Consider the following 19,911-nt stretch of genomic DNA (forward strand, 5'->3'; position numbering starts at 1 on the left):
CCAAAATGGGGGGAAAAGTGTGTCTAAGTCCTAGTTATAATAGTCCTGCAAGCTGCGAACTGCAAGATCAGCAACAGAAACGGTGACAATTGCCTGCGCCGCAGCAGCCGACGCCGCAGCCGTAGTGTAATAAGGGACCTTCATTTCCAGCGCCGATGCGCGGATCGATTGGCTGTCCTTGTGGCTTTGCCAACCTTCCGTCGTATTGAACACCAAAGACACTTCACCATCGCTGATCTTGTCGACGATATGCGGTCGGCCCTCTGCCACCTTGTTGACCCGTTCGACCGGCAGGCCCTGCTCGAACAGATATTGCTGCGTACCGCCGGTGGCGATGATATTGAAACCATGATCTATCAACGCGCGAACAGCCTCCACAATGTGGGCCTTGTCGCCATCCTTCACGGATACAAACACCGTCCCGCTGGTGGGCAGATTGGATCCTTCGCCCATTTGCGCCTTGAAGAAAGCGGTGGGGAAATCGACGTCGATACCCATCACTTCGCCGGTGGATTTCATTTCCGGCGTCAGCACCGGATCTGATCCGGGGAAGCGGGCGAAGGGGAACACGGCTTCTTTCACCGCGACATAATCCATCTCGCGCCGGACCTTCGGCAGATCGGCCAGCATTTCGCCCGCCATTACGCGCGCGGCGATCTTGGCGATTTGCGATCCGGTCGCCTTGGCGACGAACGGCACGGTGCGGCTGGCGCGCGGATTCACCTCGATCAGGTACACTTCGCCGTCTTTCACTGCGAATTGCACATTCATCAGGCCGCGCACGGAAAGCGCACGGGCGAGAGCATCGCCTTGTCGTTCCAGTTCCTCAACGATTTCATCGGGCAAGCTGTAGGGCGGCAAAGAGCATGCGCTATCGCCCGAATGGACGCCGGCTTCCTCGATATGCTGCATCACGCCTGCAATCACAACGTCCACACCGTCGCACAGAACATCGACATCGCACTCGATCGCGTCGCGCAGATATTGGTCGACCAATACGGGGCTGTCGCCAGACACATTCACGGCAGTGGCGATGTAATTGTCGAGCTGCGCATCGCTGTCGACGATCTCCATCGCACGGCCGCCAAGCACGTATGACGGGCGCAGCAGCACCGGATATCCGATGCGGTGCGCGACAGCCATTGCCTCGTCCCGGCTGTAGGCAATGCCATTATCGGGCTGTTTCAGCTTCAGCTTGTTGACCAGCTTGGCAAAGCGTTCACGGTCTTCGGCAAGATCAATGGCGTCGGGGCTGGTGCCCAGGATCGGAATGCCAGCTTCTTCCAGTGCGCTGGCCAGTTTCAGCGGGGTTTGCCCGCCAAACTGCACGATCACGCCTTTCAGTGTGCCCCTGGAATGCTCCACCCGCAGGATTTCCAGCACGTCTTCAGCCGTCAGCGGTTCGAAATACAGGCGGTCGGAGGTGTCGTAATCGGTCGAAACCGTCTCAGGATTGCAGTTGACCATGATCGTTTCATAGCCCGCGGCGCTCAATGCAAAGCAGGCGTGGACGCAGCAATAATCGAACTCGATACCCTGCCCGATGCGGTTCGGCCCACCGCCGAGGATGACGATCTTCTCGCGGTCGCTCGGCCATGCCTCGTTCTCCGGCTCGCCGAAGCTGGGGGCTTCGTAGGTGGAGTACATGTACGGCGTGATCGCCTCGAATTCGGCGGCACAGCTGTCGATCCGCTTGTACACGGGCAGTACGCCAAGTTTCTGGCGCAGTTCACGCACTTCCTGCTCGCTTGTCGCACCGGCCATGGCGCGAAGGGCATCGTGCAGCAGGCCAGACCGTTTCGCCTGCGTCTCGCCCAAGCCGCCAGCCACACCAACTGAACGGACTGCCAGAATGGCGAGGCGTTTGTCGGAAAAGCCCATCGCCTTCAGGCGGCGCAGGCGCGCGGCATCATTGGGCAAACCATCGGCGGCAATCATCTTCTCTTCGTAAATGATTTCCTCAATGTGCCGCAGGAACCACGGGTCGTAATGGGTGATCGCCTGCACTTCTTCCACGGTGAAGCCTTCGCGGAAGGCCTGCCCGATATTCAGGATACGCTCCGGCGTGGCGCGGCTGAGTGCAGCGGTGATGGCATCGCGGCTTGCGCCTTCCAGCTCCGTCATACGGTTGAAGCCGTCGAGATCGGTTTCGAGGCCGCGCAGGGCCTTCTGCATCGATTCCTTGAAATTGCGGCCGATTGCCATGACTTCGCCGACCGACTTCATCGCCGTGGAAAGCAAATTGTCCGCGCCTTTGAACTTCTCGAACGCGAAGCGCGGGATCTTGGTGACGACGTAATCGATGCTCGGTTCGAAACTGGCAGGCGTTGCGCCGGTGATTTCGTTGGTAATCTCGTCCAGCGTGTATCCGACGGCCAGCTTTGCCGCGACGCGCGCGATGGGGAAGCCGGTGGCCTTGGATGCCAGCGCAGAGGAGCGCGAAACACGCGGGTTCATCTCGATCACGATCAGCCGGCCATCCTTGGGATTGACTGCGAACTGAACGTTCGACCCCCCAGTTTCCACACCGATTTCGCGCAAACACGCGATGCTGGCGTTGCGCATGATCTGGTATTCCTTGTCGGTCAGCGTCAGCGCCGGTGCGACAGTGATGGAATCGCCTGTGTGGACACCCATCGGATCGACATTTTCGATGGAGCAGACGATGATGCAATTGTCCGCCTTGTCGCGCACGACCTCCATTTCGAACTCTTTCCAGCCGAGCAGCGATTCCTCGATCAGAACCTCTGTCGTGGGGCTGGCGTCGAGGCCGGTCTTCACAATGCGCTCAAATTCCGCCTTGTTGTAGGCGATGCCGCCGCCGGTGCCGCCCATGGTAAAGCTGGGGCGGATGATGGACGGCAGGCCGGTGCGCTCCAGCACTTCCAGCGCCTCTGCCAGATTGTGCGCGGTGCCGCTGCGCGCGCTTTCGAGGCCGATCTTGTCCATCGCATCGCGGAAACGCATGCGGTTTTCGGCCTTGTCGATCACGTCTGCCTTGGCCCCGATCATCTCGACGCCGTATTTCTCCAACGTGCCATCGGCATCCAGCGCCAGCGCGCAATTGAGTGCAGTCTGCCCGCCCATTGTGGGCAGCAGCGCATCGGGCCGTTCCTTGGCGATGATCTTGGCGACGATACCGGGCGTGATCGGCTCGATATATGTCGCATCCGCCATGTCCGGATCGGTCATGATGGTGGCGGGATTGCTGTTCACCAGAATGACGCGGTAGCCATCCTCGCGCAGCGCCTTGATCGCCTGCGTGCCGGAGTAATCGAACTCGCAAGCCTGTCCGATAATGATCGGGCCAGCGCCAATGACGAGGATGGAGGAGATGTCAGTGCGTTTGGGCATCTATATCAACTTCAAAAGGGCTTCGATGAGTTCTCCAGCCAATTTTCCAATTGCTCCGGAGGAAAACTTATCAGCCAGTTTTCTCAAAAGGGGAAGTATCAGACCTATGAGCTTGCTTAGTCGGAACGACTCACCTGCCACCAATGCTTCGCCAGCATCAATCTCAGCAAGAACAGCGCCTTTCGGTTCATCAAGAGTTTCTTCAACTGAGTTGCTTTTCTTAATTTCAGACTCAAGGTCTTTAAGTCGGCTTTCAATCTCTTTGATCGCTGGTAAATTATCGGATCTCGTTACGATGCGGTCTGACGCAGGAATTACATTTAGCGTCGAGAGTGACAGAGTTTCTTCCTTGTCACGAGCATACTTGGCAAAGAAATCGCTTGGTTCAGACAAGCCCTTCTCCACCTGCATGTAGCCTCGTCGCAAAATCGAGTAGCCGTTCAACTCGTACTCGCTGGTCTCGTAATGGACCAATGACTGATTTTGCAGTTCTATCATTGCCATATCGGTACGCGTCTTTGAAACGGCTACTGGCAATCGCTGACGGAGGCCTTCCGCTTCAATTGGCTCGTCTCTATCCTGTGAGTGGTCAAAAAGCTCGAATAGCAGCGCATCCTCAAGGGCCTTTTGCGAAATGAAGTTGCGCATCACCCCAACATCCCCACAAACTTCTCGAACAGGTAAAAACTGTCCTGCGGGCCCGGCGAGGCTTCCGGGTGGTACTGCACCCCGAAGGCCCTCTTGCCGCTGATCGCGATGCCGCAGTTGCTGCCGTCGAACAGCGAGACGTGCGTCTGCTCCACGCCTTCGGGCAGGGTGTCGCCATCGACCGCGAAGCCGTGGTTCATCGACGTGATCTCGACGAGGCCGGAAGTCTCTCCCCAGCCCTCCCCAACACGCTGCACCGGATGGTTCGCGCCGCGGTGGCCCTGGTGCATCTTGGTGGTCTTCGCGCCAGCCGCCAGCGCCAGCATCTGGTGGCCAAGGCAAATGCCAAACAGCGGCACGTCCCTCTCCAGCAGAGCCTTGATCACCGGCACCGCATATTCCCCCGTCGCCGCCGGATCGCCCGGGCCGTTGGACAGGAACACGCCGTCGGGCGATAGCGCCATGATCTCATCAAGCGAGGTTTTCGCCGGAACCACCGTCACCCGTGCACCGGCCTTCACAAGATTGCGGAAGATGTTGTCCTTGCTGCCGTAGTCGATCGCGACAACGTGCGGCTTGTTGTCCCAAGATGCACGGGAATGACCCTTGCCAAGCTCCCACGAGCCGCCGCCCCATTGCTCCTGCTTTTCGCGGCTAACGCGAACCGCGAGGTCCATGCCTTCCAGCCCCGGCCATTCTTGCGCGCGCTGAAGCAGCGCGTCGATGTCGAACTTGCCGTCCGGCGCATGCGCGATCACCGCATTGGGCGCGCCTTGCATGCGGATACGGCGCGTCAGTGCGCGGGTATCGACGCCCGAAATGCCGATCTTGCCTTGGGCCTTCATCCAGGCATCGAATTCGCTGGTGGAGCGGAAGTTGGACTGGCGTGTAACGTCTTCGCGCACGATACAGCCAACCGCTGCCTCCACAGTGCTTTCCACATCTTCCGAATTGGTGCCGACATTGCCGATGTGCGGGAAGGTGAAGGTGACGATCTGGGCCGCGTAGCTGGGATCGGTCAGCACTTCCTGATAGCCGGTCATCGCGGTGTTGAAGCAGATTTCGCCGACCGCATTGCCGGTGGCGCCAAAGCCCTGGCCCCATACGACAGTGCCGTCTGCGAAGACTATTACGCCGGTGGCCCCTTTGGGCGCAGGCGAAGAAGCGAGAAAGGCCATTTTGGCTCCCGTGGAATCAGTTAAACCGGCGATGTGTGCTAAGTCCTATCGGCTAGATACCGCACCCCCTGCCGTCAAGCAGAAGACTTGGCTTTATTTCGCTTGGCCCTAAGTAGAGCGCAATCATCCACAGGAAAGAGCGCCACATGCTTCGCGATACGATCAAGACTGAAACCGTCACTGCCATGAAGGCCGGCGACAAGCCGCGCGTGGCCGCGCTCCGCCTGATTTCCGCCAAAGTGAAGGACCGCGATATCGAACAGCGCGGCAAGGCCGAGGTTGCAGACGATGATGCCATGGTGATCGACGTGCTGCAGAAAATGGCCAAGCAGCGCCGCGAATCGATCACGATGTACGAAGACGGCGGCCGCACCGAACTTGCCGAGCAGGAAAAGACAGAGCTGGCGGTGATCGAGGAATTCATGCCGCAGCAGATGGGCGAAGCCGACACGAAAGCCGCGATCGAATCGATCAAGTCCGAACTTGGCGCAGACAGCATGAAGGATATGGGCCGCGTCATGGGCGAGCTGAAGAAACGCTACGCGACGCAGCTCGACATGGGCCGCGCCAGTGGCTGGGTAAAGGAATCGCTTTCGTGAAAAAGGCAGCGTTTGCCCTTCCCGCGCTGTTGGCGCTGGCCGCTTGCAGCGCAGAGCCGCAGCCCGAGGCAGAACCAACGCCCGAAGCATCGCCAACCGTTTCCGGCGTGCGTGCCTTGGTCGCGTCGGGCTTTGAAGAGCTGAAGCTTGGACCGAAGATAGCAGGGCCGCAGGGCTCTGAAGTGGCCGGCACGATCATGTTCGAAGGTCGGCTGATCGCGGAAATCACCTCCTTTGTGGCGTGCCCCGAACTTGAATCCAATACAGAGCTGGTAACGCAGTGCGATCCGGCAGCACAGGCAGAAGGCGCGGTTTATACATACGCTCACCGCATAACCCCTGGCGAAGGTGCCAAAGGGCCCATCCTGTCATTCCGTACTGCGCGGCGCGCAAACGGATTTGCCAATGTCATCGGGTTCGACCGTCAGCAGGCCGAGGCGGCGCTGGGCGAAGGCTACAACATCGGTGTCTCTGTCGACAACGGAGCGCTGGTATGGCGCATCGAAGCGGGCGATGGCTGGGACGCTGGCGAGGAAATCACCCTGTTCTGGCAAGGCGAACTGCCGCCTGAAGGGCCGGAAGAGGTTTACGAGGTGGAAACAGCGGAAGGCCGCGCGGCCGCAACCGGACCTTTCCCTCCGGCAGAGGCGCCCGAATCACCCGAAACGGAATAGACGCTGCCCCGAAAGTAAAGCTGGCATTAACCGTCAAAATGATCGGACGCCGGAACCGCGCAATGATGTGGGTGGTTTTCCGGGCAATACTTCCTGCGCCAGTACCGGCGCCTACCGGAGAATTGCCATGAAGACTGCGTTTGCTGCTTTGCCAGCCCTTGCCCTTGCACTCGCTGCCTGTTCGGCCGAACCGGAAGAGCAGATCGACGATACCGATCTGGCTGCGGAAGACGAGGAGCTTGAAGTCGCTATGCAGCGCCGTGAAGCGGTGGATTTCATGGACCTTCAACTGGGCGCAAAGATTGTCGGGCCTCAGGGTGAAGAGGTCAACGGCCGCATGACCAACGCCGAAGGTGCCTTCGCCGATATCACATCCTTTGTCGCCTGCCCCGCTGGCATGGATCCGTGCGATCCGGCCACCGCCCCCGAAGGGACGGTCTATACCTACGTCCACGTCATCTATCCGGGCGAAGACAACGATGCGAGCACAGGCAGCGGCTCTGGTAATGATTCGTCCAATGTCGAAACCACAGAGGCGTTCCGCATGACCATGCCAAGCCATGGATTTACCGGCGTTGCCGGCTATTCGATGGCAGAGGCGGCAGGCGCGCTTGGCAATATCGGCGAGATCTACATCACCTGCCACGAACAGGGAATTTCCTGGACCGTGGAGGAGGGCGACGGCGGCGATCAATGGTCGCAGGCTGAACCGATCACTTTCTTCTGGCAGAGCACCCTTCCCCCTGCCGGACCATCGAATGCGTATGAAGTATTCGCCAATTACACCGCAGCCAGCGGCCCCGGCCCCTATCCCGCCGCGGACGAAACCGTGACAAACGCCTGCGCAGCGGGTTGAAGAAACGGCGCCATGCGCGCATTGGTTGCGCATGGCGCTGTCACCTCAATGGCTGGATGAACTCAGGTCGCGGATTACGCTGTCCACGCTGATTCAGCGAACGACCAAATTGCAGCGCGCCGGGCGCGAATGGAAGGCGTGCTGCCCGTTCCACAGCGAAAACACGCCCAGCTTCTACGTGAATGACCAGAAGGGTTTTTATCACTGCTTCGGCTGTCAAGCGCATGGCGGCGCGATCGACTGGATGATGGGCCAGCGCGGTCTGGAATTCATGGATGCGGTGAAGGAACTTGCAGCAGAGGCCGGGATGGAAGTCCCCGCCCCCGATCCACGCGCAGCTGCCCAGGCCGAAATACGCTCCAGCCTGCATGACGTCATGGCAGCAGCGCAGGAATGGTTCGTTTCCCGGCTCAATTCGGACGAGGGCATCAGCGTCCGGCAATATCTGGAACGGCGCGGTCTGTCGCAGCGGGTGATCGAACAATTCGGATTTGGCTACGCGCCCGACGACAAGATCGCGCTGAAAAAGGCGCTCAGCCAGTTTGACGAAGCGATGCTGGTCGAGGCCGGCCTGCTGATCAGCGTCGAGGACAAGCTGCCCTATTCGCGCTTTCGCGGACGGGTGATGCTGCCGATCCAGGACGCCCGCCAACGGGTAATCGCTTTTGGCGGACGCATTCTGGAAGACCGCGACGGTGTCGCGAAGTATCTCAACAGTCCGGACACGCCCTTGTTCGACAAAGGACGCACGCTTTACAACATCCACCGCGCCAGCGCGGCGAGCCGCAAGGTGGACCGTGTAATAGCAGTCGAAGGTTACATGGACGTGATTGCCCTTGCGCAGGCGGGTTTCGAGGACGCTGTTGCGCCGATGGGTACTGCGTTGACCGAACAGCAGATCGAACTGCTGTGGCGCATGGCGGACAAACCCGTGCTGTGCTTTGATGGGGACGCTGCGGGCACCCGCGCTGCAATGCGCGCGGCGGAACGCACCCTGCCCCTGCTGCGCCCCGGTTGCAGCTTGCAAATCCTTCAGCTGCCAGCTGGAATGGACCCTGACGATCTGGTGAAGCGTGACGGTCCGCAGGCGATGGAAAAGCTGCTTGCCCGGCCCAAGTCGCTGCTCGACCTCATTTGGGAACATGAACAGGCCGCGCAGCCTCTCAGCTCGCCGGAGGACAAGGCAGGCCTGAAAGCGCGGCTGATGGATCATGTCGATACTATCGAACATCCCGACATCAAATCGCTCTACCGGCGCGAATTGCTTGAACGCTACGGCGATTTTGCATTTCCGAAGCGGGAGTTCCAACCGCGCAGCGGACGCGGCAATGCGCCCTTTGGCAAGCAGCAGCCGCAGCGCGCGCCGCCGCACGTGGCAGACCGACTGCGACGCGCAGTTGCCGGTGCCTTTCGTGATAATCTTACAGAAGCCGTGCTTGCCGGATTGCTGCGCCACCCCGGCGAAATCCATCGTCATGCCGATAGCCTGTTGCTGCTTTCTGACAGTGACCGGAACGCTGCACAGGCAGTAGATTATCTGCTCGATTATGCACAAACGCTTGAAGCGGGAGGAAAGCCGCCCATATCGCCAGCAGGCATTCTGCCGCCGCCGCCGGATAACACCCGTTTCTCCTTCCTTGTTGAAGGATCTGATCCGGACGACGCGAGGGAGGACTTAGCCGAAGCCGTGGCGATGCTGGTCGAAAGGCCAGGACTCGACGCGGCAATTGCCGCCGCGACCCGGCGCTTCGCATCCGACCCGCAAGGGGCTTTCGAGGAGCAGCAGCGGCTGCGCAAACGAAAGCTGGAAATAAGCGAGCGTCTGGGGCAGATGGCAAGAAAGCGTGCTGCTTCGGCAGCTGAAGAGAATTATTCCTCCGGCATGGAAGACTCCATCGCCGGCGGAAAGGAAACGGACTGATAACCTGAACATGGCTTCCAAAGTAAAAACTTCCAAGCCCGCAGAAGACGCGCCCCTGATCGACCTCAACGAGGCATCGATCAAGAAGATGATCGCGAAGGCAAAGCGCAAAGGTTACGTCACCTATGACGAGCTGAACGCGGCCCTGCCCTCCGACCAGATGAGCGCGGACCAGATTGAAGATATCCAGACCGCGATCAGCGACATGGGTGTGCAGATCGTGGAAAGCGACGAAGAAGCGCAGGAAGATGATGACGGTCCGGAAGAAATCGCTCCAACCGGTTCCGAGTCGCAGGCGCAGGATAAGCAGAACGTTCCCGAAAAGAAGAAATCCGTCGCCGGCGAAGGCCGCACGGATGATCCGGTGCGCATGTACTTGCGCGAAATGGGCGCTGTGGAGCTGCTCAGTCGCGAAGGCGAAATCGCAATTGCCAAGCGTATCGAGGCCGGCCGCGATACTATGATCATCGGCTTGTGCGAAAGCCCGATCACGTTCCACGCAATCATCATGTGGTCCGAAGCACTCAACAACGAAGAAATGCAGCTGCGCGAGATCCTTGATCTCGACGCCATGCTTTCCAAGGAACCTCCCGTCGACAAGATGGAAGAGGAAAATGAAGACGACGATGGCGAGATCTCCGAAGAGACCGCCGGCCCCACGATCCGCGACGATGACGAGGATGATGACGACGATTCCGAAAACGGCGACGACGAGGACGGCGAAGGCTCCAGCAAAAAAGACGACGATGAAGAGGAAGAGGACAACACCATGTCCCTTGCTCAGATGGAAGCTGCGCTAAAGCCGGACGCTCTCGAACGGTTTGCGCGCATCACCGACCTGTTCAAGAAGTTCGAAAAGCTTCAGGCGGAACGCGTTGATGTGCTGGCCTCCGGTGAAACTTTCACCAAGGCGAAAGAAAACCGCTACGAATCGCTGCGTGAGGAACTGACAGCGGAAGTCGAATCCGTGCAATTCCACGCGAACAAGATCGAATATCTGGTCGACAATCTGTACGCCTTCAACCGCCGCCTCACCGCGCTGGGTGGCCAGATGCTTCGCCTCGCAGAGCGTCACAAGGTCAAGCGGATCGATTTCCTGCAGTCTTATGTTGGCAACGAGCTTGATGAAAGCTGGCTCGCAGACAAGGCCAAGAAGGACAAGAAATGGGCCGCCTTCGCTGACAAGGAAGCCGATGCGGTTGAGCGTATTCGCGCCGAAATCGCTGACATCGCCAGCCAGACAGGCATGAGCCTGACCGAATTCCGCCGCATCGTGAACATGGTGCAAAAGGGCGAACGTGAAGCGCGTATCGCCAAGAAGGAAATGGTCGAGGCAAACCTGCGCCTGGTGATTTCCATCGCCAAGAAATATACCAACCGTGGCCTGCAATTTCTTGATCTTATTCAGGAAGGCAACATCGGCCTGATGAAGGCGGTCGACAAGTTCGAATATCGCCGTGGGTACAAGTTCAGCACATACGCCACATGGTGGATCAGGCAGGCGATCACCCGCTCGATCGCCGATCAGGCCCGCACGATCCGCATTCCGGTCCACATGATCGAAACGATCAACAAGCTGGTGCGCACCAGCCGGCAGTTCCTGCATGAGCAGGGCCGTGAACCTACTCCTGAGGAAATGGCAGAGCGTCTGTCCATGCCGCTGGAAAAGGTCCGCAAGGTGATGAAAATCGCCAAGGAGCCGATCAGCCTTGAAACGCCCATCGGCGACGAGGAAGACTCGCATCTGGGTGATTTCATCGAGGACAAGAACGCAATCATCCCCGTGGATGCGGCGATCCAGGCGAACCTCAAGGAAACCGTCACCCGCGTCCTTGCCAGCCTCACCCCACGTGAAGAGCGCGTGCTGCGCATGCGCTTCGGTATCGGCATGAACACCGATCACACGCTGGAAGAAGTCGGCCAGCAGTTTAGCGTGACGCGCGAACGCATCCGCCAGATCGAAGCGAAGGCGCTGCGCAAGCTGAAGCACCCGAGCCGTTCGCGGAAGATGCGCAGCTTCCTGGATCAGTGAGAGTTGCGCTGGGGGCTGACATTATAAACAGAATGCTCTCCCATCTGGGAAATCGGGGACTAATAGTAGGTCCTGGCACGTTTCGCATCATACTGGCGCTGATGGTGTTCGTATCCCATACGACACGTCTAAATATCGGCGTGTTGGGCGTAATGCTGTTTTTCATGCTGAGTGGGTACTGGGTCACCAGCATTTGGCGTGAGAGGTTCTCGGGCCACAATGTCCTCTGGTTTTATGCCAGCAGGTATTTTCGCATTATACCAGTATACCTGCTTGTCGCCATTCCAGCCGCGATCGCTCTGGATCGTCCGCTGTTGCCGAATATTCTTCTCTTCGGGATCGCAACAAACAATGAAGCAGATGCCCTGACGATTTCGTGGTCGCTGGATATCGAACTGCAATTTTACCTGATTTTGCCCCTCCTCCTTACGGCGTTCAGCAGAGTATCGAAGGTGATGGTGGCTGCATCGATCGGGGCTGCCGCATGTGCATGGGCACTTCGTTCAGAGATCGAACTGGTAACGGTTTTCCAATATCTGCCCGCCTTTCTGATCGGCGCCTACTTTTACGATAATCGCGTCCATGTCTCGAAGCGGGCGGCGCATATTTCAGCGGCATTGTTCGTGCTTGTTTCTGCCGTTCTTGCGGTGCTTCCGGCGACAGCCCCGTTCCTGTTGAAGACCACGATTCTTCCGGAAGGCACCGCCGTCTTCTCCATGGTGTGGATGCTTTTTCTCGTTCCCTATGTGATGGCATCCTTGGAAATACAGTCGACGCCCCTCGATAGGCACCTTGGAAACATCAGTTATCCGTTCTATCTCGTCCACACCATCGTGTTGTACGCGATGACTATGCTGCTCGGTGGGATGGAACGTAAGGTGGCAGCGCTGATCACGACAAGCGCTCTTGCACTCATGATCTATGTGGTCGCAGATCGCCCGATAGAAAAACTGAGAAACCGCTATTTATCACCGGGCAACAAAGCCAAGGCCCGGTCGGTTCCCGATCCTGCGCTTAGTCGATTGCCATAGCGATCGGGGTTAATGCCCAATGCGCGCAGACTTAAGGTTCGGGAAGGACCTTGACGTGTTATCGATAACTGGCCGCTCACATGCCGGACATGCGCAACAACACTCCGCACCAACTGAAGTTCATAACCGATCTTCGGACGCATCAAACCAAATGGCCTGACATGGATTTCCCCGGGCCTCGCGGCAATTGTATGAACCATGGCATATCGGGCCGGAAACGTCGAAAACAGGTTTGGCAGGGGTGGCGACTCTAATGGTAAGCCACTATGTCCGTCCCCATGCGTATCGCCATTGCCTCAGACCACGCTGCAACCGACCTTAAGGCCGAATTGCGCGATTGGCTTATCGAAGAAGGTCACGAAGTGGCCGACCTTGGGACCAACCCCGGTGAAAGTGTCGACTATCCCGATTACGGCTACAAGCTGGCGGAAGTCGTGGCCGAAGGCACGGCGGAGCGCGGTATCGCGCTGTGCGGCAGCGGCATTGGCATCTCCATTGCGGTCAACCGCAACCCGGACGTGCGATGCGCGCTCGTATCTGAACCGCTATCCGCCGCCCTCGCTCGCGAGCATAATGACGCGAACGTGATTGCAATGGGCGCGCGCCTGACAGGCGGCGAGATGGCCAGGGCCTGCGTCACTGCTTTCCTCGAAACCGAATTCGCCGATTCTCGCGATACAGGCGGCCGTCACCGACGCCGCGTAGACAAACTATCCAAGCAAGGTTCCTGACATGAGCACCCTTCCCGCCGACGCCTCTCCTGCATCCGACGCACTGCAGCGTTTCTGGCATGATGATCTGGCCACTGCCGATCCGCAAATCCACGCAGCGATCCAGCATGAACTGAAACGCCAGCAGGACGGCATCGAACTGATCGCCAGCGAAAACACCGCCAGCACCGCCGTGCTGGAAGCGGCGGGCAGCGTGTTCACGAACAAATATGCAGAAGGCTATCCCGGCAAGCGCTATTACGGCGGTTGCGAATATGCCGACGTGGTCGAAAACCTCGCAATAGAGCGTGCCAAACAGCTGTTTGGATGCAATTTTGCCAATGTGCAGCCCAATTCCGGCAGTCAGATGAACCAGGCCGTTTTCCTCGCGCTGTTGCAGCCGGGCGATACTTTCATGGGCCTCGATCTGAACTCTGGCGGCCACCTTACACATGGCTCTCCGGTCAACATGTCCGGCAAATGGTTCAATCCCGTTCCCTATGGCGTGCGCAAGGATGACGAGCGCATCGACATGGACGAGGTCATGGCCATCGCCAAGGAACACAAGCCCAAGCTGATCATCGCCGGCGGCACCGCCTATTCACGCGTGTGGGATTGGGAAGCCTTCCGCCGCATCGCGGATGAAGTGGGCGCGTATTTGATGGTCGATATGAGCCATATCAGCGGCCTTGTGGCAGGCGGCGCGCACCCTTCGCCTTTCCCCCACGCCCACGTTGTCACCACCACCACACACAAAAGCCTGCGCGGCCCGCGTTCCGGCGTAATTCTGTGGAATGACGAAGAATTCACAAAGCCGTTCAACATGGCAGTCTTCCCCGGCCTTCAGGGTGGCCCGCTGATGCACATCGTCGCCGGAAAGGCCGTTGCCTTTGCCGAGGCGCTGCGTCCGGATTTCAGCGATTATGCGCACCGCGTCGTCGAAAACGCCCGCGCACTCGCTTCCAGCCTTGAAGAACAGGGCCTGCGCATTGTTTCGGGCGGGACAGACAACCATTCCATGCTGGTTGATCTCACGCCGATGGACGTGACCGGAAAGGCTGCGGAAAAAGGCCTCGACCGCGCCCTGCTCACTTGCAACAAGAACGGCATTCCGTTCGATACGCGTAGCCCGTTTGTCACCAGCGGTATTCGCCTTGGTACGCCATCTGGCACGACGCGCGGATTTGGACCTGCGGAATTCCGCAAGATCGGTGTTATGATAGCCGATGTCGTCGGCGGCATGAGTCGTAATGGCGACGAGGGGGACGCTCAGGTAGAAGACCGCGTACGCCGTGAAGTCGGGGAGATGTGCGCTGCCTTCCCCGTATATCCAGGAAGAAAATAATGGACGATCCGCAAAAGAACCCCAAAGATCCGATCGACAGCCGCATTCTTTCAGACGCTGTTGAGGAAGCAAAGGCCATCGGCCGCGAAGGCATGCATCATCCATCCGCGAAGCCTGTGCTGACCGGCGCAGCCATTGGCGCAGTGGCAGGTTTCGTGTTGCCGGTCGTTGGTCCGATTGTGGGCGGCATCGCTGGCGCGGGCTTCATGCTCTATAAGCGCGTGCGGCCCTGATATTCCATGAGATGCCCCTTCTGCGCGAATGAAGACAGCCAGGTTAAGGATTCGCGCCCTACCGAAGATAACACCGCCATCAGACGGCGGCGGCAATGCGAAGGGTGCGGCGCGCGCTTCACCACGTTCGAACGGGTGCAGCTTCGTGACGTTATGGTGCTGAAATCGGGCGAAAAAGGGGGCGACGTGCGGCGCCAACCCTTTGACCGTGCAAAGATCGAGCAATCCGTCGCCCTCGCCTGCCGCAAACGCAACGTCGATCAGGAACGGATCGATCAGCTGGTGTCCGGGATCCAGCGTCAGGTGGAAACCGCGGGCGAAAGCGAAATTCCCGCAAGCCGTATCGGTGAAATGGTGATGGACGGCCTACGCCAGCTCGACAGCGTTGCCTACATCCGCTTCGCCTCCGTCTACCGCGACTTCAGCGAGGCGAAGGATTTCGAAGAATTCGCCAGCACCGTGCAGCAGGCCGGAACGGGCGAGTAGGTGGCAGACGCACCGCCCCCGGTCATAGTGCTTGTCCGCCCGCAGCTTGGCGAAAACATCGGCAAGGCGGCGCGCGCCATGCTCAATTTCGGGTTTGCCGAAATGCGGCTTGTCGCGCCGCGCGATGGCTGGCCAAATCCTTCTGCCGGCCCTGCCGCTGCAGGAGCGGACATTGTGCTGGAACAGGCACAGGTTTTTGCGACCACGGCAGAGGCGGTGGCCGATTGCGCCCACGTTTACGCCACCACTGTGCGCAAACGCGGCGTTACCAAGACGGTGCTGACGCCGGAACAGGCCGCGCAAGAGGTACCGGCGCAGCCGGGACGCAGCGCTTTCCTGTTCGGGCCGGAACGTTCGGGTCTGGATGCAGAAGATGTAGCGCTGTCCCGCACCATTGTAACAGCCCCGATCAATCCGGAATTCGGATCGCTTAATCTGGCACAGGCCGTCATCCTCATCACCTATGAGCTTTCCAAGCATCAGGATTTGGTCATGCCAACGCAGGAGGATGTGCTCCCCCCGGCCCCGCAGGAAGACCTTGAAGGGTTGATCAATCATTTCGAGACGTTGCTGGAACCGAAGCGGTATTTCTTCCCCGAAGATCGCCGCGTTGCCACGCGTCACAATCTGCGCGGGCTGCTGACCAAGCCAGGCTGGAACCATCTGGAGGTCCGCACCTTGCGGGGCGTGCTTTCGGCTCTGGCCAAACAGCCGCGCGATTGAACCTTCGCCAAGCTTGACTTTAGCGCGCACGCAGCTACATGCGCGCCTTCGCTACAAATTTGGCCCCGCACCCCGGTGAAGCGGTGGCCGCATCATGGATTTCGCCATGATGGTGCGATGCCGGGTTGAATGGCTGCCATTTGGGCGGTCCAGCTATTATAAGGAAGCGACTTATGTCGAAGCGTACGCGCGCCAAGCACAAACTCGATCGCCGTATGGGCGAAAACATTTGGGGTCGTCCCAATTCTCCTGTGAACAAGCGTTCTTACGGTCCAGGCCAGCATGGCCAGCGCCGCAAGAGCAAGGTTTCCGACTTCGGCCTGCAGCTGCGCGCCAAGCAGAAGCTGAAAGGCTATTACGGCGACGTAACCGAAAAGCAGTTCAAGGCGACTTACAAGGCTGCCAGCAGCATGAAGGGCGACACCGGTCAGAACCTGATTGGTCTGCTCGAACGCCGCCTCGACATGATCGTATACCGTGCCAAGTTCGCGCCAACGGTTTTCGCTGCACGCCAGATCGTCAGCCATGGCCACATCAAGGTCAACGGCGTGAAGTGCAACATTGCCTCGCGTCGCTGCGATGTTGGCGATGTGATCTCGCTGGGTGACAAGGCCAAGGAAATGGCTCTCGTCATCGAAGCGCAGAGCCTGCCAGAGCGTGAAATCCCTGACTACGTTGTCACCGATGGCAACGACAAGGTCAGCTTCAGCCGCGTACCCACGCTGGATGAAGTGCCTTATCCGGTACAGATGGAACCGAACCTGGTTGTCGAGTTCTACTCGCGCTAAGTCTGGTCACACGATTTGCTCGACTGGGCAGATACAAAAAGGGCGGTCCTTACGGGCCGCCCTTTTTCGTTGGTGCTGCGGGAAAGCGCTTCAGACGCGCGTGTTATCCCATTCGGCAAGTTCATAGGCGATAGAGCCTTCGACCAGCCGCTCCCAAATATCGCCGATCACATCTCCCGGAATGCCGCGGCTTTCCGCCTCAGCCACAGCGGCTGCGATAACCGATGCCTTGCGCGCTTCATCCCGTACCGTGTCCCGGCTTGGCTTGATCCGGGCGGCAGCGCGCATGTAGCCAAAGCGGCGCTCCAGCAGATCGACCAGCTCGCGATCGGTGGCGTCCACGCCTTCGCGCACTTCGATCATTGTGGTGCAATCATCGGGGAGCTTGGCCGAAAATTCAGGCATCATTCGCGTCTTTCAAGATAGTCACGCCGGAAGTCGGCGGCAAAGGCTGCAAAGCGTTGCTCCGCAATGGCAGTGCGCATCGCTTGCATCAAGTTTTGGTAGAACGACAGATTGTGTTCCGTCGTCAGCATGGCGCCAAGTATCTCTCCGCTCTTTTGCAAGTGATGGAGATAGGCGCGCGAATATTGCGTACAAGTCGGGCACGGGCAGCGCGGATCAAGCGGTCCGGTGTCCTCTGCATGGCGCGCATTGCGCAGGTTTACCGGACCATTCCACGTAAACGCCTGCCCGTTGCGACCAGACCGGGTAGGGAGAACGCAATCGAACATGTCGATCCCCCGCTCCACCGCGCCGACCAGGTCATCGGGCTTTCCGACGCCCATCAGATAACGCGGCGCATCTTCGGGCAACATGGCGGGTGCGAAATCCAGCACCCCGAACATGGCTTCTTGCCCTTCACCTACAGCCAGACCGCCGACGGCATAACCGTCAAAGCCGATCTCTCGCAGGGCATCGGCCGACCGCTTGCGAAGGCCCTCGTCCAGACAGCCTTGCTGGATACCGAACAGGGCTGCACCCGCCGCATGTTCCCCGCCTGCATCAAAGGCATCGCGGCTGCGTTTCGCCCAGCGCATGGAAAGTTCCATGCTGGCCTCGATTTCCGCCATGGGCCGGTCGGCGCGCGGACATTCATCGAACGCCATCACGATATCACTTCCGAGCAGTCGCTGGATTTCCATGGAGCGTTCCGGTGACAGCATATGTTTGCTGCCATCGATATGGCTGCGAAACTCGACGCCCTTCTCGGTAAGCTTGCGCAGGTCACAAAGGCTCATCACCTGATAGCCGCCGCTATCTGTCAGGATCGGGCGGTTCCAACGCATGAACTTGTGAAGGCCGCCCAGCCGCGCCATCCGCTCTGCCCCAGGGCGCAGCATCAGATGGTAGGTATTGCCCAAAATGATGTCGGCGCCGGTGGCCCGCACATCTTCGGGTTTCATCGCCTTTACCGTTGCAGCCGTTCCGACAGGCATGAAGGCAGGCGTCCGTATGGTGCCGCGCCGCATGGCAATCTGGCCAGTGCGGGCACGCCCATCGGTCGCCTTCAGCGTGAAGGCAAAGCGCGGTTTCTCAGAAGCCATAGATCAACGTGAACCGGGTTATCGTGTCTGTACTGACGGAGCCTGCAGGCGGGTTGCTGTCATATTCGATGGACCATGACGCTCTCGCTCTTAAGCTGCCGATTAACGTCGCTTCGATCCCGGTGACGGCATTGAGGCTGGTGTTCGAGCCATCGACGATCAAGAGCGCCTCTCCGCCTGTTTCGACGGTGGAATTGGCATCCTGTGTCAGTTTGATTGAATCGGTCAATCGCCAGTCGAAATCCACGCCCAGAAGGCCCGCGATGCGGCTGCTGGAGCCGCCTTCGACAAATTCCGTGACGCGGTAGGCCGGGCCAGCCTTGATCGACAGGTCCATCGTGTCGGTATCAACCAAGCGGTAGCCAAGACCACCTGACGCAGCATAGCGAGCGGAAAAGCCCTGCTGCACATTGCGATCAAACTGGATCAGCCCGTAAGAAAACAGCCGGTCGTTGATCTGGAAACGCGGTTCGTATCGTGCAAGGATCTGCTCTCGTGAAGTGACGCCGTCTGTCCTGCGGAAATCGCCCGACAAGCGCAGGCGGTGTTCCCAGTCGATCCCTTCGCGTTTTGCTTCCAGCGCAGCGGTAACGCCGAATTCGTCGCTATTGCCAGAGGACTGGAAACCACCGATCTGCCCTTGGCCGCTCCAATTGTCGAACAGGCCTGCATTACGGATCGCTTCCACTTCTGCGGCCGCCTGAACTGCGGCAACTTCAGCTTGCTCGGCCCTATAGCTTTGCCAGATTGTGTCTATCTGCCCGCTGCCTTCGGGAAATGCAGTGCGGGCAGCGGCAACAACTGCCTCCACAGCGTCCGCATCACCGCCGGCAATAGCTGCGTCGATCATCGCACGCGCAGCATCAGGCAGACTTTCATCCTGCAAATCTTCAGGTCCGGCTGCTGGTGCAGCTTCAGCCACAGCTTCGTCCTGCGCGGCGGCGGGCGCCGTCCAGAGCAGCATGGCAGCTGCACAAAGCGTCACATTTCTCATGGTGCGTCTGCTAACGCCTCATTCGCGCAATCGCCAGTCCCGAAACACAAAAAGGGCCGGTCCCGCAGCAGCGAAACCAGCCCTCATGTTATGCAAATTGCACTTTAGAAGCGGAAGCCGAAGCCTGCCGTGGCGCGTGCGGAATCGAACGCAATCGTATCGACGTTGGCGCGCAGGAACGTGTTTGCGCCCAGCGGGAATTCAACGCCGGCACCGACAAGATAATCGCCTGATGTGTCGTCAAGACCATCGTAGGTGTTTGCCGGAACATCAAGGTCGATGATTTCAGCGAAATCGAAATTCACTTCCTGATAGCCGCCGCGCAGATAATACTTCGCGCCGCCCGCATCACGGAAACCAATACGGAGCGATGCGCCGTATTCGCTATCAATCGCGCTTGTGCCGACGTGGTAATTGCCTTCAACACCGGCAAAGAAAGATTCACCGACAGGTACATCAACGCCAGCGAAAACACCGACGATCGGGCTGCCGTCATCAATGCCGACGCCTGGGAAATCATCTTCGATTTCGCCATCAACGCCAAGGTCGTGATAGCCACCGGAGATACCGGCGAAAACTTCGGCTTCCTGGGCATGAGCCATTGATGGGAGAGCGAGAGCGGCCAGCGATGCTGTCGCCGCGAGAGCAAACTTTTTCATGATGTGAAACATCCTATTGTTGTTTTAAGTCCCGTTACAATCGGGATGGAAGCGAATGGTTCCTGCACCCTTGCGGGCTTCTGAATAGCGCATTCAGGATAGACGAACTGCCTATATCAATGGGACGAACGAC

At 58.9% G+C, this 19,911-nt stretch carries 19 protein-coding genes; 12 read left to right on the forward strand and 7 right to left on the reverse strand.

Annotation, left to right across the window (positions count from 1 at the left end; all coding sequences use genetic code 11):
- Positions 1-30: 30 nt before the first annotated feature.
- Genes carB through carA form a run of 3 tightly spaced genes read right to left on the reverse strand, consistent with a single transcriptional unit; the run spans position 31 to position 5,180 of the window.
- Complete coding sequence (carB, locus tag AB731_RS07510) at positions 31-3,354, reverse strand: carbamoyl-phosphate synthase large subunit (RefSeq protein WP_047093636.1); 3,324 nt, start codon at positions 3,352-3,354, stop codon at positions 31-33.
- Positions 3,355-4,002 (reverse strand): hypothetical protein, encoded by a 648-nt coding sequence (locus tag AB731_RS07515; RefSeq protein ID WP_047093635.1) that lies wholly within the window; start codon positions 4,000-4,002, stop codon positions 3,355-3,357.
- The gene (gene carA / locus AB731_RS07520) at positions 4,002-5,180 is read right to left on the reverse strand and encodes a glutamine-hydrolyzing carbamoyl-phosphate synthase small subunit (RefSeq protein ID WP_047093634.1); all 1,179 of its coding nucleotides are present in this window, start codon (positions 5,178-5,180) and stop codon (positions 4,002-4,004) included. The genes AB731_RS07515 and carA overlap by 1 nt, the downstream gene beginning before the upstream one ends.
- 146 nt (positions 5,181-5,326) lie before the next feature.
- On the opposite strand from carA, the gene AB731_RS07525 reads away from it, so the two are divergent.
- The 12 genes from AB731_RS07525 to rpsD all read left to right on the forward strand — a co-directional run bounded on the left by AB731_RS07525 (position 5,327) and on the right by rpsD (position 16,578).
- The gene (locus AB731_RS07525) at positions 5,327-5,779 is read left to right on the forward strand and encodes a GatB/YqeY domain-containing protein (RefSeq protein ID WP_047093633.1); all 453 of its coding nucleotides are present in this window, start codon (positions 5,327-5,329) and stop codon (positions 5,777-5,779) included.
- Positions 5,776-6,453, forward strand: a complete 678-nt coding sequence (locus AB731_RS07530) for a hypothetical protein (RefSeq protein WP_047093632.1) — start codon at positions 5,776-5,778, stop codon at positions 6,451-6,453. Before AB731_RS07525 ends, AB731_RS07530 begins: the two co-directional genes overlap by 4 nt.
- 127 nt (positions 6,454-6,580) lie before the next feature.
- Positions 6,581-7,309 carry a hypothetical protein gene (locus tag AB731_RS07535; protein WP_047093631.1) on the forward strand — a complete coding sequence of 243 codons (729 nt, stop codon included), beginning with the start codon at positions 6,581-6,583 and terminating at the stop codon, positions 7,307-7,309.
- A 31-nt stretch (positions 7,310-7,340) separates the two neighbouring features.
- Positions 7,341-9,230 (forward strand): DNA primase, encoded by a 1,890-nt coding sequence (dnaG, locus tag AB731_RS07540; protein WP_047093630.1) that lies wholly within the window; start codon positions 7,341-7,343, stop codon positions 9,228-9,230.
- Positions 9,231-9,240: 10 nt separating this feature from the next.
- Positions 9,241-11,262, forward strand: coding sequence for an RNA polymerase sigma factor RpoD (gene rpoD, locus AB731_RS07545; RefSeq protein WP_047093629.1), 2,022 nt, complete (start codon positions 9,241-9,243; stop codon positions 11,260-11,262).
- A gap of 32 nt (positions 11,263-11,294) precedes the next feature.
- Complete coding sequence (locus AB731_RS07550) at positions 11,295-12,293, forward strand: acyltransferase family protein (RefSeq protein ID WP_082126414.1); 999 nt, start codon at positions 11,295-11,297, stop codon at positions 12,291-12,293.
- Between the two features lie 278 nt (positions 12,294-12,571).
- Positions 12,572-13,024, forward strand: coding sequence for a ribose 5-phosphate isomerase B (gene rpiB / locus AB731_RS07555; RefSeq protein WP_047093627.1), 453 nt, complete (start codon positions 12,572-12,574; stop codon positions 13,022-13,024).
- Position 13,025: 1 nt separating this feature from the next.
- Positions 13,026-14,348, forward strand: coding sequence for a serine hydroxymethyltransferase (gene glyA / locus AB731_RS07560; protein ID WP_047093626.1), 1,323 nt, complete (start codon positions 13,026-13,028; stop codon positions 14,346-14,348).
- Complete coding sequence (locus AB731_RS07565; protein WP_047093625.1) at positions 14,348-14,581, forward strand: hypothetical protein; 234 nt, start codon at positions 14,348-14,350, stop codon at positions 14,579-14,581. Before glyA ends, AB731_RS07565 begins: the two co-directional genes overlap by 1 nt.
- A gap of 6 nt (positions 14,582-14,587) precedes the next feature.
- Positions 14,588-15,067 carry a transcriptional regulator NrdR gene (nrdR, locus tag AB731_RS07570; RefSeq protein ID WP_047093624.1) on the forward strand — a complete coding sequence of 160 codons (480 nt, stop codon included), beginning with the start codon at positions 14,588-14,590 and terminating at the stop codon, positions 15,065-15,067.
- Positions 15,068-15,790, forward strand: a complete 723-nt coding sequence (locus AB731_RS07575) for an RNA methyltransferase (RefSeq protein WP_047093623.1) — start codon at positions 15,068-15,070, stop codon at positions 15,788-15,790.
- Positions 15,791-15,963: 173 nt separating this feature from the next.
- Positions 15,964-16,578, forward strand: a complete 615-nt coding sequence (gene rpsD, locus AB731_RS07580) for a 30S ribosomal protein S4 (RefSeq protein WP_047093622.1) — start codon at positions 15,964-15,966, stop codon at positions 16,576-16,578.
- A 90-nt stretch (positions 16,579-16,668) separates the two neighbouring features.
- Here rpsD and AB731_RS07585 read toward each other — a convergent pair whose 3' ends face one another.
- The 4 genes from AB731_RS07585 to AB731_RS13660 all read right to left on the reverse strand — a co-directional run bounded on the left by AB731_RS07585 (position 16,669) and on the right by AB731_RS13660 (position 19,778).
- Complete coding sequence (locus AB731_RS07585; RefSeq protein WP_047093931.1) at positions 16,669-16,983, reverse strand: chorismate mutase; 315 nt, start codon at positions 16,981-16,983, stop codon at positions 16,669-16,671.
- Positions 16,983-18,125, reverse strand: a complete 1,143-nt coding sequence (gene tgt / locus AB731_RS07590; RefSeq protein WP_047093621.1) for a tRNA guanosine(34) transglycosylase Tgt — start codon at positions 18,123-18,125, stop codon at positions 16,983-16,985. Before tgt ends, AB731_RS07585 begins: the two co-directional genes overlap by 1 nt.
- A complete protein-coding gene (locus AB731_RS07595; RefSeq protein ID WP_047310205.1) occupies positions 18,115-19,119 on the reverse strand; it encodes a DUF481 domain-containing protein in 1,005 nt (334 codons plus the stop codon). The genes tgt and AB731_RS07595 overlap by 11 nt, the downstream gene beginning before the upstream one ends.
- Before the next feature lie 104 nt (positions 19,120-19,223).
- Positions 19,224-19,778, reverse strand: a complete 555-nt coding sequence (locus tag AB731_RS13660; RefSeq protein ID WP_162199470.1) for an outer membrane beta-barrel protein — start codon at positions 19,776-19,778, stop codon at positions 19,224-19,226.
- Positions 19,779-19,911: the final 133 nt, after the last annotated feature.

The sequence above is a fragment of the Aurantiacibacter marinus genome (assembly GCF_001021555.1).
GTDB classification, from domain to species: Bacteria; Pseudomonadota; Alphaproteobacteria; order Sphingomonadales; family Sphingomonadaceae; genus Alteraurantiacibacter; species Alteraurantiacibacter marinus.